13 protein-coding genes are annotated in these 15,194 nt (G+C 65.0%); 10 read left to right on the top strand and 3 right to left on the bottom strand.

The window, feature by feature from the left end; all coding sequences use genetic code 11:
- Positions 1–60 precede the first annotated feature (60 nt).
- The 4 genes from AB4118_RS21345 to hflX all read left to right on the top strand — a co-directional run bounded on the left by AB4118_RS21345 (position 61) and on the right by hflX (position 5,559).
- Positions 61–2,343 (top strand): sensor histidine kinase NtrY-like, encoded by a 2,283-nt coding sequence (locus AB4118_RS21345; RefSeq protein ID WP_441491629.1) that lies wholly within the window; start codon positions 61–63, stop codon positions 2,341–2,343.
- Positions 2,340–3,707, top strand: coding sequence for a nitrogen assimilation response regulator NtrX (gene ntrX / locus AB4118_RS21340; RefSeq protein WP_441491628.1), 1,368 nt, complete (start codon positions 2,340–2,342; stop codon positions 3,705–3,707). Before AB4118_RS21345 ends, ntrX begins: the two co-directional genes overlap by 4 nt.
- Before the next feature lie 213 nt (positions 3,708–3,920).
- Positions 3,921–4,169, top strand: coding sequence for an RNA chaperone Hfq (gene hfq, locus AB4118_RS21335; RefSeq protein ID WP_069880868.1), 249 nt, complete (start codon positions 3,921–3,923; stop codon positions 4,167–4,169).
- A 43-nt stretch (positions 4,170–4,212) separates the two neighbouring features.
- Positions 4,213–5,559 (top strand): GTPase HflX, encoded by a 1,347-nt coding sequence (gene hflX, locus AB4118_RS21330; protein ID WP_441491744.1) that lies wholly within the window; start codon positions 4,213–4,215, stop codon positions 5,557–5,559.
- Positions 5,560–5,656: 97 nt separating this feature from the next.
- Here the strand turns inward: hflX and mazG are convergent, their stop codons facing one another.
- Positions 5,657–6,502: a nucleoside triphosphate pyrophosphohydrolase gene (gene mazG, locus AB4118_RS21325; protein ID WP_441491627.1), complete on the bottom strand. Its 846-nt coding sequence runs from the start codon at positions 6,500–6,502 to the stop codon at positions 5,657–5,659.
- A gap of 37 nt (positions 6,503–6,539) precedes the next feature.
- Here mazG and arfB point away from each other — a divergent pair, with 37 nt between their 5' ends.
- Positions 6,540–6,959, top strand: coding sequence for an alternative ribosome rescue aminoacyl-tRNA hydrolase ArfB (arfB, locus tag AB4118_RS21320; RefSeq protein WP_043234302.1), 420 nt, complete (start codon positions 6,540–6,542; stop codon positions 6,957–6,959).
- A 1-nt stretch (position 6,960) separates the two neighbouring features.
- Positions 6,961–7,518: a regulatory protein RecX gene (locus AB4118_RS21315; protein WP_441491626.1), complete on the top strand. Its 558-nt coding sequence runs from the start codon at positions 6,961–6,963 to the stop codon at positions 7,516–7,518.
- 23 nt (positions 7,519–7,541) lie between these two features.
- On the opposite strand, the gene AB4118_RS21310 is transcribed toward AB4118_RS21315, so the two are convergent.
- Positions 7,542–8,522, bottom strand: a complete 981-nt coding sequence (locus AB4118_RS21310; RefSeq protein WP_441491625.1) for a Bug family tripartite tricarboxylate transporter substrate binding protein — start codon at positions 8,520–8,522, stop codon at positions 7,542–7,544.
- 182 nt (positions 8,523–8,704) lie between these two features.
- On the opposite strand from AB4118_RS21310, the gene AB4118_RS21305 reads away from it, so the two are divergent.
- From AB4118_RS21305 to AB4118_RS21290, 4 genes are all read left to right on the top strand, one after another.
- Positions 8,705–9,199 carry a class I SAM-dependent methyltransferase gene (locus tag AB4118_RS21305; RefSeq protein WP_441491624.1) on the top strand — a complete coding sequence of 165 codons (495 nt, stop codon included), beginning with the start codon at positions 8,705–8,707 and terminating at the stop codon, positions 9,197–9,199.
- Positions 9,200–9,262: 63 nt separating this feature from the next.
- Positions 9,263–10,807 (top strand): VOC family protein, encoded by a 1,545-nt coding sequence (locus tag AB4118_RS21300; RefSeq protein ID WP_441491623.1) that lies wholly within the window; start codon positions 9,263–9,265, stop codon positions 10,805–10,807.
- 103 nt (positions 10,808–10,910) lie between these two features.
- The gene (locus tag AB4118_RS21295; protein WP_441491743.1) at positions 10,911–12,533 is read left to right on the top strand and encodes an ABC-F family ATP-binding cassette domain-containing protein; all 1,623 of its coding nucleotides are present in this window, start codon (positions 10,911–10,913) and stop codon (positions 12,531–12,533) included.
- A gap of 178 nt (positions 12,534–12,711) precedes the next feature.
- On the top strand, positions 12,712–14,517 hold the full coding sequence (locus AB4118_RS21290; protein ID WP_441491622.1) for an aminodeoxychorismate synthase component I: 1,806 nt from the start codon (positions 12,712–12,714) through the stop codon (positions 14,515–14,517).
- 11 nt (positions 14,518–14,528) lie between these two features.
- Here the strand turns inward: AB4118_RS21290 and AB4118_RS21285 are convergent, their stop codons facing one another.
- A complete protein-coding gene (locus AB4118_RS21285) occupies positions 14,529–15,194 on the bottom strand; it encodes a class I SAM-dependent methyltransferase (protein WP_441491621.1) in 666 nt (221 codons plus the stop codon).

Below are 15,194 nucleotides of genomic sequence, written 5' to 3'. Positions count from 1 at the left end.
GCATCAGTGCGCCGAGCCGGGCACCCTTGCGTCCGGCTTTCGCGGAGTTGTTGAGACAGAGTGACCGCCTCCATCAGCGATATCAGGATCACGCCGCGTGGCGAGGATACGCCGCGACGCGTCTCGGGCTGGCTCGGGGCCCTCGTCGTCGTGTTCGCGCTCGTCTCGGCACTGGTGACGTTCCTCGTCCTGTCCGGCGCGACTCCCATCGTGCCGGTGCACGAGGTCGTCATCGGCGTCTTCGTGCTCAACGGCTTCCTGATCCTGCTGCTGCTGATCATCGTCGCATTCGAGACGGCGGTGCTGATCCGGGCAAGGCGTGCCGGGGCTGCGGCCGCCGGGTTGCATGTCCGCATCGTCGGCCTGTTCAGCATCATTGCCGCCTTGCCGGCGGTGCTCGTGGCGGTGATCGCGACCGTTACCATCGAACGCGGCCTCGAGCCCTGGTTCTCGGATCGGATGCGCGATGCCATCTTCAAATCGGTAGAGGTCGCCGACGCCTATGCGGCGGGCCAGTGCCAGTCGCTCGGCCGCGAAATCCGTGTGCTGGCGGACGATCTGACGCGGGCGAAACCTGCCTTCGATGCCGACCGCAAATGGTTCGAGAACTTCCTGACAGCCCGTGCCACGGCGCTCGGCGTGCCGGTCGCCACGATCATGCGCCCGCCGGCGACGGTGCTTGTCAGGGCGAATATCGATGTGCTGCGCGATGCGCCAAAACCCGATGAAGCCGCGTTCGAGGATGCGCAATCCTCGCCCGAGCCGATCTGTGTGCTGCCCTCGACCGGGCGCATCTTCGGCGCGCTGGTCAAGCTGCCGACCTACGACAACGCTTTCCTCTATGTCGCCCGTGAGGTGAACCCGCTCGCCGTCGAGTTTCCGGCCGTCGCCCGTGGCGCCGCCGTCGAGTATCTCTCGATCGATGCACGCCGGAAGGGCGTGCAGATCGCCTTTGCCTCGATGTATGCCCTGATCGCCGTCATCCTGCTGCTTTCGGCGATCTGGATCGGACTCAGTTTCGCCAACGGGCTCGTGGCGCCGATCCGACGCATGATCCACGCGACCGACCAGGTCTCCAGCGGCAATTTCTATGTCCAGGTCCCGATACGACGATCGGAGGGCGACCTTGCCCATCTCGGTGAAACCTTCAACAAGATGACGGCGGAGCTGCGCCGGCAGCGCGACGGGCTGGTCACGGCCAGCGAAGTTATCGATCGACGACGGCGCTTCACCGAAACGGTCCTGTCGGGTGTATCCTCCGGCGTGCTCGGCCTCGATGCCGACGGCCACATCACCATCATGAACCGCTCTGCGGAGATCCTGCTTGGCGCCGGCGGCCGTTTGCTGGGCGAGCCGATCGGTCAGGTCGCCCCCGAAATCGCAGGATTCGTTGCCGAAGCGCTGCATAATCGGCAGAGACAAAGCTCCGGTCAGATTGCGATCACGCGTGCCGGCCATGACCGCATGGTCAATGTCCGCGCCGTGCGTGAAGGCGAGGGAGCTGGCGCAGGTCTTGTCGTGACGCTGGATGACATAACCGATCTGGTCTCGGCGCAGCGCACGGCGGCTTGGGCCGACGTCGCACGGCGCATTGCCCATGAAATCAAGAATCCGCTGACACCAATCCAGCTCTCGGCCGAGCGCATCCGGCGCAAGTTCGGGCGCGTGATCGTCGACGACAAGGAGATCTTCGAGCAATGCACGGCGACGATCGTGCGCCAAGTCGAGGATATCCGGCGCATGGTCGACGAGTTCTCCTCCTTTGCGCGCATGCCGAAGCCCTCGTTGGAGCGTGAGGACATCGTCGAGACGGTGCGCCAGATCGTCTTCCTGATGCGTGTCGGCAATCCGGAGCTGACGCTGTCGGAGGATCTGCCGGCGGAGCCTGTTCTGGCGCAGTTCGACCGCCGGCTGATGTCCCAGGCGCTCACGAATGTCATCAAGAACGCCACCGAAGCGATCGAAGCCTTGCCGATGGACCAACGCGGCCCCGGCAGGATCGATGTCTCTTTCCAGCGTCGCGACGATGGCTTGATCATCATCGACGTCATCGATAACGGCAAAGGCCTGCCCATCGATCAGCGCCAGAAGCTGCTAGAACCCTATATGACGACACGCGAGGGCGGCACCGGGCTCGGTCTCGCGATCGTCGGCAAGATCCTCGAGGACCATGGCGGGGGCATCGAACTGCTCGACCGACCGGACGTCCATGAAGGCGGACGCGGCGCGCGCGTCAGGCTCTGGTTCCCCCAAGCCGGGCCGGAGCAGCAACCCGATGATGCCGAAGCCGGTGGCAAGCCCGCCGATATCGCCATGAACAAGCAGAACGGAACTCAGGAATGAGCGCTGACATTCTGGTCGTAGACGACGAAGTCGACATCCGGGAACTGGTTTCCGGCCTGCTCGAGGACGAGGGCTACCGCACGCGCAAGGCGGGATCGGCGGACGAGGCTCTGGCGGCGATCGCGGCCCGCCGGCCGAACCTGGTCTTTCTCGACATCTGGCTGCAGGGCAGCCGGCTCGACGGCTTGCAGGTGCTCGACCTGATCAAGGAGAGTCATCCGGACCTTGCGGTGGTGATGATCTCCGGTCACGGCAACATCGAGACCGCGGTGTCCGCCATCAAGAGCGGTGCCTATGACTTCATCGAGAAGCCGTTCAAGGCCGACCGGCTGATCCTGGTCGCCGAGCGCGCGCTCGAAGCGTCGCGACTGCGGCGCGAAGTGCGCGAACTGAAGACGCGCTCGGTGCAGGCAAGCCGGATCGTCGGCAAGTCGACCGTCGTCAACCAGTTGCGCCAGACCATCGACCGCGTCGCGCCCACCAATGCGCGCGTGTTGATCACCGGCGAGCCCGGATGCGGCAAGGAGCTGGCCGCCCGGACCCTGCACGAGGCCTCCAGCCGGTCGACCGGCCCCTTCATCGTCATCAACGCAGCGACGATCACGCCGGAAACGATGGAGGAGGAGCTCTTTGGCGTCGAGGGCGGGGAGGGCCGTTCCCGCCGGGTCGGGGCGCTCGAGGAAGCTCACGGCGGTTCGCTCTATATCGACGAAATCGGCGACATGCCGCGAGAGACGCAGAACCGTATCCTGCGCGTTCTCGTCGATCAGAATTTTCAGCGCGTCGGCGGCGCGACGCGCGTCCATGTCGATGTCCGCATCATTTCATCGACCAGCCGCGATCTCGCCCAGTTGATCGCCGACGGGCGCTTCCGCGAGGATCTCTATCATCGGCTGAGCGTGGTGCCGGTGCGCGTGCCGTCACTCTCCGAGCGGCGCGAGGACGTGCCAGAACTGATCGAGTTCTTCATGGACCAGATCTCGGTCGCGACCGGCCTGCCGAAGCGCAGAATCGGCGGCGACGCGATGGCGGTTCTGCAGTCGCATGAATGGCCTGGTAACGTCCGCGAACTGCGCAACAATGTCGAACGGCTGATGATTCTGACCAAGGGGGATCCGAGCGCCGACATCACCATCGAGATGCTGCCCGCCGAGGTGGGCGCCATGGTCCCGACGACGCCGTCGGGGTCTGGCGGCGAACGCTTGATGAGCCTGCCACTGCGCGATGCGCGCGAGATTTTCGAGCGCGAGTATCTGATCGCACAGATCGCTCGCTTCTCCGGAAATATCTCACGCACGGCCGAATTTATCGGCATGGAGCGCTCAGCCCTGCACCGCAAGCTGAAGTCGCTCGGGGTCGGCTGACGGAGAGGCAGGCGCGATCTGCATGTGCGCCTGCGTCGAACGCAGGACTATCTGCTGCGCATGCCTGTCGAACCACTTGCATTGCAGCATATGCACGCGGTCTAATGACCTTATCGGTGTTCCGAAATGCCCCGGCGCTCGGCCGGACGCTGAACGGAACGAATTGGATCGCCAACGCAACCCGAAGCGCGATCCCAACAACAGGGGCTGAACATGGCCGCAGAGCGGGCTCAAAACCTTCAGGACACCTTCCTCAACCACGTCCGCAAGCAGAAAATTCCGCTGACGATTTTCCTCGTCAACGGCGTGAAGCTGCAGGGCGTCGTCACCTGGTTCGACAATTTCTGCGTGCTGCTCCGTCGCGACGGACATTCGCAGCTCGTCTACAAGCATGCCATCTCGACCATTATGCCCGGCCATCCGGTTCAGCTCTTCGAGCCTGAGGAAACGGACAAGGCCTGAGGCCGTGGCAGGGCGCTCGGGCACGGACGACGTACCGGCCGGGATGAAGCCGCTCGACGAGATCGAGCGCGACATCGCGGCCAATACCCGTGCCTTCGTCATCGGCCCTTACCTGCAGCGCCGCGGCGCGGCGGCGGATGCGAATCAACGCTCCTTCGCCGCGCGGCTGGACGAGGCGGTGGGACTTGCGGCTGCGATCGATCTTTTCGTAGTGGAGCCCATCTCTGCGCTGCTGACGGCGCTGAGACCGGCGACCTATCTCGGCAAGGGCAAGGTCGAAGAGATCGCCGAGCGCATCACCAACGAGGAGATCGGCCTCGTCGTGATGGATTGCGCGCTGTCGCCGGTGCAACAGCGCAATCTTGAAAAGGCCTGGGGCTGCAAGGTCATCGACCGAACCGGCCTGATCCTTGAGATCTTCGGACGGCGCGCCCGCACCAAGGAGGGCGCGCTGCAGGTCGAACTCGCCCACCTCAATTACCAGAAGAGCCGCCTGGTGCGGTCCTGGACCCACCTGGAACGCCAGCGTGGCGGCTTCGGCTTCCTTGGCGGTCCCGGCGAGACGCAGATCGAGGCCGACCGGCGCGTCATCCAGGAGCGGATGACCAAGATCGAGCGCGATCTCGATACAGTGAAACGTACTCGCTCACTGCATCGTGCCAGCCGGAAACGCGTGCCTTACCCGGTTGTTGCGCTGGTTGGCTACACCAACGCTGGAAAGTCGACGCTGTTCAATCGACTGACCTCGGCCGACGTCCTGGCCCAGGACATGCTGTTTGCGACGCTCGACCCGACCGCGCGCGCAATCAAGCTGCCGCATGGTGCCCGCATCATGCTCTCAGACACCGTCGGGTTCATCTCGGACCTGCCGACCCAGCTCATCGCGGCCTTCCGGGCCACGCTTGAGGATGCGATCGAAGCCGATGTGCTGCTGCATGTGCGTGACCTCGCTCATGACGATACGCAGGCCCAGGCTGCCGATGTGCAGGCCATCCTGAGGGACCTCGGGATCGATCCCGATGATGGACAGCGGGTCGTCGAGGTCTGGAACAAGGCCGACCTGCTTGTCGGAGACGAGCACGACCGGCAGCTTGCGCTGGCAGAGCTCAGGCCGGTTGCGTCACGTCCCGTCCTGGTTTCAGCTTTGACGGGCGAAGGCGTTGACCGCCTGACCGACGCGATCGAAACCCGCATCGCGCGCAGCCGGCCGGTCTACCGGCTCACGCTCGAGCCCGGCGACGGCAAGTCGCTTGCCTGGCTGCACACCAATGGCGAGGTCCTCAGCCGCGAGGATGCGGAGGACGGCGCCCTCGCCTTGACCGTGCGGCTCCCGCCCGAGCGGGAAGGGGCGTTTGGGGCGCGTTTTCCCCAGGCAGAACGCCAAGGTTAGACTACCGGACCGGATATCACATCGGGTCCGGTGACCTGACCTTCCGTGTTTGCATCGGCTTTCCCGAAAACCGCAATCTACCTCTCGGGCCGACGCTCTAGCCAGCGCCGGCCTTCGCCTTTTCCATGCGCTTTACCGCCTGCCAGAGCGCTTCCAGTTCGTCGAGCGTCGCATCCTTCACGTCCCGGCCCTCGGTGGCAAGGGCGTCTTCGATCCCCCGGAACCGGCGTTCGAACTTGGTGTTGGCCGCGTTGAGGCACCCTTCGGGGTCGGCATCGACATGACGCGCCAGATTGGCGACGACGAAGAGCAGGTCTCCGATCTCCTCCCGGATGGCCTCCTTGCTGCCGCCGGCAAGGGCCTCCTCGATCTCCGCCGTTTCCTCGCGGATCTTGTCCAGAACGAGCCTGGCATCGTTCCAGTCGAATCCGACGGTCGAGGCCTTGGCCTGGAGCTTCCAGGCGCGGGTGAGAGCGGGCAATGTATGGGGAACGCCGGCGAGAACGCCCCTGTCCTCGCTGGCCTCGGGCAGCCCGGCAGCGCGGTGGGCTGCGGCCTTGTCGGCCTTCTCCTGCGCCTTGATGCGGTGCCAGAGCGCCTTGACCTCGGCCGGCGAGAGGTCTCGCGCATCGCCGAAGACATGCGGGTGGCGGCGGATCAGCTTGCTGGTGATCGCCTCGACCACATCGGGAAAGGAGAAGGAGCCCTCTTCCTCGGCCATGCGCGAATGGAAGACCACCTGCAGCAGCAGATCCCCGAGTTCGTCCTTGAGATCGATCTTGTCACCGCGCGCGATCGCGTCGGCGACCTCATAGGCCTCCTCGACCGTGTAAGGGGCGATCGAAGCAAAGCCCTGCTCCAGATCCCAGGGGCAGCCGGTGCCGGGCGCCCTTAGCGCCGCCATGATCTCGATCAGCCGGGCAATATCGCGAGAGGGCTTCAACGCTGCAATTCTCCGGAGGTTGAGCTACCGTCCTCCCATGATTCAAGTCACCCCGTCCATTACCCTCGACGAGAGCGAGCTCGAGGAAAGTTTCGTGCGCTCCTCCGGGCCAGGAGGGCAGCATGTCAACAAGGTATCGAGCGCGGTCCAGTTGAAATTCGATGCGCGCCGATCTCCGTCCCTGCCGAATGATGTGGCGATCCGGCTGATGAAGATCGCGGGCAGCAGGCTGACGCAGGACGGAGTCATCGTCATCGTCGCCCAGGCGCAGAGGAGCCAGAAGCGCAATCGTGAGGAGGCGTTGGAGCGCCTGCTGGACATGATCCGCGAGGCCGCGGTCCGCCCCGAGACACGCCGGCCGACCAAGCCGACAAAGGCATCGAAGGAGCGCCGCCTGCAAAGCAAGGACCGGCGTTCATCGATCAAGTCGGCACGATCGAAACCTGGTCTGGACTAGAATGAGCGGTGCCAATGGGGCCGGCGCCCCGCGCAGCGCCAGTCCGCGCAAACCGCCACGGCGGATCAGTGCCGATTATCTGCAGCGTGCGGCGATGCATTACCTCGAACGCTACTCGGCCCCAGCCGGGCAGTTGCACCGGGTCCTCCAGCGCAAGGTGATGATGAGCTGCCGCCACCATGGCGACGAACCCCGATCCTTCGCCGCACTCATCGATGAAACGGTAGCGCGCTGCGTTGCGGCAGGGCTGGTCGATGACAAGCGCTTTGCGGAAGGACGGGCGGCAACCTTGCGCCGAAAGGGACAGTCCGCTCGCGCCGTTGCCGCGCGACTTGCGGCCAAAGGCGTCGGACGCGAGCTGGTCGCGGAGGTGAGCCGCGCCACCGAGGATGAGGAACTGGCTGCGGCGCGGATCGCCGCCCGACGCAAGCGGCTTGGGCCCTGGAGCCGCAGGGACCGTGCCGAGAACCGCCAGAAGGATCTCGCGGCGCTCGCCCGGGCTGGCTTTACGATGACAATCGCCCGCGCCGTGATCGACGGCGCGGGCGACGAAGGCTGAACGCCATTTCCGGGAAGGCCGCCTCAGTCGAGCTTGATCTTGGCGTCGTCGACGACCTTGCCCCAGCGCGCCACTTCAGCTGTGACGAACTTGCCGAAATCGGCCCCGTAGATCGCAGGAATCGTGGAGCCGTTCTTCTTCCAGGCCTCGGTGATCATCGGAGCCTTCAGCGCCTTCTCGATCTCGCCGCGCATGCGCGTCACTATGTCGTCCGGCGTGTTCTTCGGCGCCCAGATGGCGTACCAGGTCGCGACCTCGTAACCGTCAAGGCCGGCCTCCTTGGCGGTCGGAACGTCGGGAATGGCATCCGAGCGCGCCGGGGCGGCGACCGCCAGGGCACGCAGCGCACCGCTTTGCACCTGTGCGGCCGAGGAGCCAAGCCCGTCGAACATCACATCGACCTGGCCAGCGACCAGATCCTGCATTGCCGGTCCGGCGCCGCGGTAGGGAACATGGGTCAGGTTGGTCTTGGTGACGAGCTTGAAGAGCTCACCTGCAAGATGGTGTGTCGTGCCGTTTCCGGCTGATGCGTAGTTGAGTTTGTCGGGATTTTTCCTGGCGTAGTCGATCAGCTCGGCCAGCGTCTTGGCCTGGACCTTGCCCGGATGGACGACGACGACCTGGGGCGGCTGGGCGATGACGCCGACCGGAACAAAATCGGTCTGGATATTGTAGTCGAGCTTCGGATAGAGCGCAGGCGCAATCGCATGATGCGCGGCTCCGACAAAGAAGGTGTAGCCGTCCGGAGCCATCCGCGCCGCTGCCGAAGCGCCCACGGTGCCGCCGGCGCCACCACGATTGTCGATGATGATGCGCTGCCCGAGCTGCTGCTCGAGCTGGGCGGCGATCGGCCTGGCAAAGGCATCGGTGCCGCCGCCGGCCGGGAATGGCACGATGAAGGTGATGGGTTTCTGCGGCCAGGCCTGGGCCTGCGCCGGAGCAGTGGCCGCCACGCCGAAACCCGCGGATACCGCAAGCGCGATGAGCCAGCTAGACTTGATCATGAATGCTCGTCCTCCCTGAAACGAAACCAGGCTCTTGATGGCCATTGACGCGATGCCATTGCGGCATTCTGTATGCATCTAAATGGATTAGGGCATCGGCCGCAGCAAATGACAAGCAAGCCATTTGGCCGATGCGAAGCCCGCAATTGCGATTGCGCCGATGCCGGAGACAGACGCTTTTCATGAGCCGCCTCGACAGTTTTATCCGCCGCCTCGAAGCCCAGCGCCGCATCCTCGACTGGGCGGCAGAGTCCGTCACCAACCGCAATGGGCTCGTGCTCGAGCTTGGCCTCGGCAATGGCCGCACATACGATCATCTGCGCGAAATCCTGCCGAAGCGGGAGATCTATGCCTTCGACCGTGAGGCCATGGCCAATCCGCGTTCGATGCCTGCGGAGAGCGCGCTGGTGCTCGGCGACATGGCAAAGACGCTACCGGACTTCGTGGAGCGCCATGGCCGCAGTGCCGCGCTGATCCATGTCGACGCCACAACAGGTGTGCCGGAACGCGACCGTATCCATCTGGCCTGGTTGCCGGAGCATGTTGCCGCACTCGCGCAGGACGATGCACTCATCATCAGCGGCTCCGATCTCGAGCATCCTGCGCTGGTTGCCGTTTCGCTCCCCGATGGTATCCCGGAAGGGCGCTACTTCGCCTATCGCCGCGCGGCTCCGTAAAGCGGGCGCTTGCAAGCCTGAGCTTATCTTATGGCCGAGGCGGGACCTGTCTGAGGAGACGATATGACCGGAGGCATCCACCACCTCACGCTGATCACCCGCGATGCGCAGGCCAATGTCGATTTCTATGTCGGCTTCCTCGGCCTGCGCCTCGTCAAGCAGACCGGCGGCTACGAGGATGCGGAGCAACTCCACCTGTTCTACGGCGACCGCCTGGGTTCGCCTGGCTCGCTGGTCACCTTTCTCGTCTGGCAGGACGGCTCGCCAGGTCGGGTCGGACATGGGCAGGTGAGCGAGATCGCGCTGGCCGTGCCACCGGCGAGCATCGGCTTCTGGCTGACGCGGGCACTGACGCAGCGCGTGCCCACTGAGGGACCGAAGCAGGAATTCGGCGAGCCCGTCTTGCGTTTGCGCGACCCCGACGGGGTGATCGTGAAGCTCGTGGGTACGGATATGGCGGCCGCGGCGCCATGGCAGGCGCCCGGAATCGCACCCGAGGATGCGATCCGCCGGGTTCGCGGCGCAACCATCCTGTCTGAAACGCGGGAGGAAACGGCCGCCTTCGTCGCACGCTTCGGCTACCGGCCAGCTGCGGCCACGACCGCTGTTCAGCGCATGGTGTCCGATAGTGGCGACGTCATCGATATCCGCGATGCCGGCGGGTTCTGGCCCGGAGCTCCAGGCACGGGCATCGCGGACCATGTCGCCTTCCGGGCGAGGGACGAGGCCGCAGTGAAGGCCATCGAAAGTTCTCTGGCACGCCTCAATTCCTCGGTCACCACGCTTCACGACAGAAAATACTTCACCTCTCTCTATGTCCGCGAACCCGGCGGCACCCTGATAGAACTGGCGAGCGACGGCCCGGGATTTACGGTCGACGAGCCCGAGGACAGGCTTGGAACCAGCCTGATGGTTCCTCCATCCGATGGCAGCCGGGCTTCCGAGATCCGTGTCGTGCTGCCGCAATTCTCCCTGCCGGGAGAACCGCGCATGACCTATCGCGATCTGCCCTTCGTGCACCGTTTCCATGTGCCCGCGACGACGGACGGCAGCACTCTCGTGCTGCTCCATGGCACCGGCGGCAACGAGGCGGATCTGATGCCGCTGGCGCACCGGATCGCGCCGGAAGCGACCTTGCTCGGCGTGCGTGGACGCAGCACGGAGGAGGGCACAGCACGCTGGTTTCGCCGATCGTCGCCGACCGAATTCGACCAGGCCGATATTCGTGCCGAGGCCGCCGCCTTCGCGGCCTTCGTCGCGAGTGCGACAAAGGGTTACGGGCTGGATCCGGCACGCACGACTTATCTCGGCTATTCCAACGGCGCGAACTTCCTTGCCGCGATGATGCAGATCCATCCCGGCCTGATCCGCCGGGCCATCCTGCTGCGCGCGATGAACGTGCTCGAACTGCCGCAGGAGACCGATCTTGCGGGGGCGGATATCCTGATCCTGGCCGGGGCTTCCGATCCCTTTGGTGTGCATGCAGCGGAGCTGGAAGCGCGGCTGAGGCAAGCCGGCGCCCAGGTCGAGGCGCAAGTGATCCCAGCTGGACATGAGCTATCGGAGGCCGATGCGGCCGCTGCCAAGGTCTGGCTGGCGGCACGCTGAAGATCCTCGGCAAGAGCTGAATGAATTGCAGGCAAACCCTTCCGTGGGCGCGGCCCATGGCTTAAAGGCGCGGGACCTCCCTGAAATTTGGTCCCGTAGAAGCATGATTCGTCTCGAGAACATCGGCAAGCAGAACGGCAAGCAGATTGTCTTCATCGAGGCATCCGCAGCGCTCCAGAAGGGGGAGAAGGTCGGCCTTGTCGGCCCCAACGGCGCCGGCAAGACAACGCTCTTCCGCATGATCACGGGGCAGGAGGCGCCCGACGAGGGTCTCGTGGCCGTCGATCGCGGCGTGACCATTGGCTATTTCAGCCAGGACGTCGGCGACATGTCCGGCCGCAGCGCCGTCTCCGAGGTCATGGACGGGGCGGGCCCGGTCAGCGCCGTTGCGACCGAGCTGAAGGAGCTCGAGACCGCCATGGCCGATCCCGCCCGCGCGGACGAGATGGACGAGATCATCACGCGCTATGGCGAGGTCCAGGGGCGGTTCGAGGAGCTCGACGGCTACGCCATGGATGGGCGGGCGCGCGAGGTGCTCGCCGGCCTCGGATTCAGCCAGGAGATGATGGACGGCGATGTCGGTGCTCTCTCCGGAGGCTGGAAGATGCGCGTCGCGCTGGCCAGGATCCTGCTCATGCGCCCTGACGCCATGCTGCTCGACGAGCCGAGCAACCATCTCGACCTGGAGAGCCTGATCTGGCTCGAGGACTTCCTGAAGGGCTATGATGGCGCACTGCTCATGACTTCGCATGACCGGGAGTTCATGAACCGGATCGTCGACAAGATCGTCGAGATCGATGGCGGGGCGCTGACGACGTATTCGGGCGATTACGAGTTCTACCAGCAGCAGCGCGCGCTCAGCGAGAAGCAGCAGCAGGCCCAGTTCGAGCGCCAGCAGGCGATGCTTGCCAAGGAGATCAACTTCATCGAGCGCTTCAAGGCACGCGCCTCGCATGCCGCGCAGGTTCAAAGCCGCGTGAAGAAACTGGAGAAGATCGACAGGGTCGAGCCTCCCAAGCGCCGCCAGACAGTCCAGTTCGAATTCCTGCCAGCACCGCGCTCCGGCGAGGATGTGGTCACCCTGAAGAACGTGCACAAGCGCTACGGCAGCCGCAGCATCTATGACGGGCTCGATTTCCAGGTGCGCCGCAAGGAGCGCTGGTGCGTGATGGGCATCAACGGCGCCGGCAAATCGACGCTGTTGAAGCTGGTGACAGGGGCCACCGAGCCGGACGACGGCACGGTCGCGCTGGGCGGCACCATCAAGCTGGGTTACTTCGCCCAGCACGCCATGGAGGTGCTGAACGGTGACGCCACCGTGTTCCAGTCGCTCGAAGACTCGTTTCCCCAGGCGGGGCAGGGCTCGCTGCGAGCACTGGCCGGCTGTTTCGGCTTTTCCGGCGACGATGTCGAGAAGCGGTGCAGGGTGTTGTCCGGTGGCGAGAAGGCCCGGCTGGTGATGGCGAAGATGCTCTACGATCCGCCGAACTTCCTGGTGCTGGACGAGCCCACCAACCACCTGGATATCGCGACGAAGGAGATGCTCATCACGGCCTTGGCGCAATACGAGGGGACCATGCTGTTCGTCTCGCACGACCGCCATTTCCTCGCCGCACTGTCCAACCGCGTTCTCGAACTGACCCCCGAGGGCGTTCACACCTATGGTGGCGGCTATACGGAATACGTCGCGCGCACGGGCCAGGAGGCTCCCGGCCTGCGGAGCTGAGCTGACAGCGGAGCTCCCTGGCCATCGCTCGCCGAGCATTCGGCTCGGCTCTCGTCGGGCTCACGGCGGGGCGCGATCGGGCCTACAATTCCAGGCTGCCATCGGAGCGAGGCATCGCACGATCCACGAAGCCGCTTCGAGCGCAGCCTCTATACTCCAATCAGAAACCACGCCGCCGATGCCGCCTACCATCGACACCATGCTCACGACGCGGCGCCCCTTCGTGCTGCTGGAGGATCGGCTCGCGGCGGCCGCGTCGGCCCAACTCTACTGTGATCCGGTCGAGGTCGTTCGATGCGACCATACCGAGGAGATCTCGTCTGCGCTCGGTCGAATCGAAGATGGCCTGTCCCGGGGGCTGCATGCCGCCGGCTTCCTGAGCTACGAGCTGGGATACGCCTTCGAGCCACGCCTCGTCGCGTCGATGCCACAGGCGAGGGCGCTCCCCCTGCTGTGGTTCGGGCTGTTTCCGGCGCCGTTGCAGCTTCCTGCAGCGCAGCTGGATCAGACGTTTGGAGCACTGGGGCCCCCGCCGTCGCTCGGCGCTGTTCGTCCGCAGCTCGATGCGCCTGCGCACGCGGCCAAGATCCAGCGTGTGCTGGACTATCTTCACGCCGGCGACGCCTACCAGATCAACCTGACCTTTCCGATCGACTTTCGCTACGACGGCGATCCCCTCGCGCTCTATGCCGCCTTGCGGTCGAGCCAGCCCGTGGCGCATGGCGGTATCGTCGCCATCGACGATGCGAGCATCCTGTCGGTTTCGCCGGAGCTCTTTCTTGAGGTCGAGTCGGGGCGGGCGACGACGCGCCCGATGAAGGGAACAGCACCGCGGCGCGACGGACCGGCAGCGGAGCGCGCCGCTATGGAAGAGTTGCAGGCCGACCCCAAGCAACGCGCCGAGAACCTGATGATCGTCGACCTGCTGCGCAACGATCTCGGACGGATCAGCGCCATGGGGTCGGTCGAAGTGCCAAGCCTCTTCCAGGTCGAGACCTATCCGACATTTCACACGCTGACGTCGACGGTGACATCCAGGTTGCGTCCCGGCCTCTCGCTCGAAGACCTGCTGCGGGCTGTCTTCCCCTGCGGCTCGATCACAGGCGCGCCGAAGCTGCGTGCGATGGAGATCATCCGCGAACTTGAGGACGGGGCGCGCGATCTCTATACCGGTTCGATCGGGCAGATCTCGCCCAATGGCGATCTTCGCTTCAATGTCGCGATCCGTACAGCAACGATCCTTCCGGGCGGTGCCGGCCGCTATGGCGTTGGCGGCGGCATCGTCACGGATTCGCGTGCTGCGGACGAGTATTCCGAATGCCTGCTCAAGGCCCGTGTCCTGACCGACCTGGCTGTTGATTACGGGCTTATTGAAACGATGGGCTGGTCGCATGAGACCGGTTTTGCACAGCTGCACCTGCATCTCGACCGCCTGGACCGTTCGGCAAAGGCGCTCGGCTTCCGCTTCGACCGCGACGAGGCGGAAACGCGTCTTGCTGCTCTGGTCGAGACCTTTGCGCCGCAAGGGCTGCGCCGAATCCGCCTCGAACTCCATCGCAACGGCGTGCTCGATATCGCCGCACCAGTGCTCGCTGCCGAGCCGGACCGGCCTCTCGAGGTCGTCCTCGCCGCCGCAAGGGCCGACGAAGGCGACCCATTCCTGCGGTACAAAACAACGCGCCGTCGTATCTACGAGACCGCATTTGCGGCAGCCGTCGATTGCGGGGCCGATGAAGCCGTCTTCCAGAACCGCGCAGGCTTTGTCACCGAAGCAACGCGCAGCAACATCTTCGTCGAGCGGGACGGAATCCTGCTCACACCGCCCCTGTCCGATGGTCTCTTGCCGGGCGTGCTGCGCCAGACCCTGATCGAGAGCGGACGGGCCGTTGAGCGGCAACTGCGCCCGGGAGATCTCGCTCGGGCCGGGCACTGGTTCCTGGGCAATAGCCTGCGCGGCTTGAGGCCCGCTCGATTGATGAGCTGAAGCCTGCGCGGCTAGCCAGCGAGTGAGCGGGCAGTCAGGACGAAGACGGGGACATTTCCCGGGTAGGGAGAAGCGGGGAGCAGGTGCTGCCAGCATCTGACCCCGGAGAACCCAGCTTGCGCGAGCAGGTCCTGTGCTGCGGCTTCCGTCAAGCCATCATGCAGGGGTAGGCGTGCGGCAAGCTCCTCTGGATAGGTGGAACGATATTCAGGAGCCACCGACCACAACCCGTCGGACACGAGCACGAGACCGCCCGGCCGCAGAATGCGGTGGGCCTGCAGCAACCCTTCAATGGGGCGCTCGAGCGTCCAGAGGACATTGCGGAGCGTGACGATATCGGCCGACGCATCGGTAATCTCGGCCGCTTCGATCGTGGCGTCCTGAAACGCAATGCCGAGGCCGGCTTGCCGAGCCGCCGCACGGGCGACCGCCAGCATGTTCGCAGACCCGTCGCAGGCGCGGACGCGATGCCCCAGCGACGCGGCGAGGAGGGCGCAAGCGCCCGTCCCGGTCCCGAGATCGACAACGTCCTTGGGGCCATCCGCCTGGAAGGCGGCCTCAAGCACGGCCCGCCAGAGCTCGCTCTGGGCGACATGGGAGGCAGCACCATCAAATTTGGGGGCACGGGCGTTCCAGTAGTCGGTGACGCCGGCCCCAACGCTTCGCTGCATCGTCAT

The organism is Allobosea sp. 2RAB26, assembly GCF_052115465.1.
GTDB lineage: Bacteria > Pseudomonadota > Alphaproteobacteria > Rhizobiales > Beijerinckiaceae > Allobosea.
Note: the sequence above shows the minus strand (reverse complement) of the source record. Positions and strands in the feature narration are given on the sequence as shown.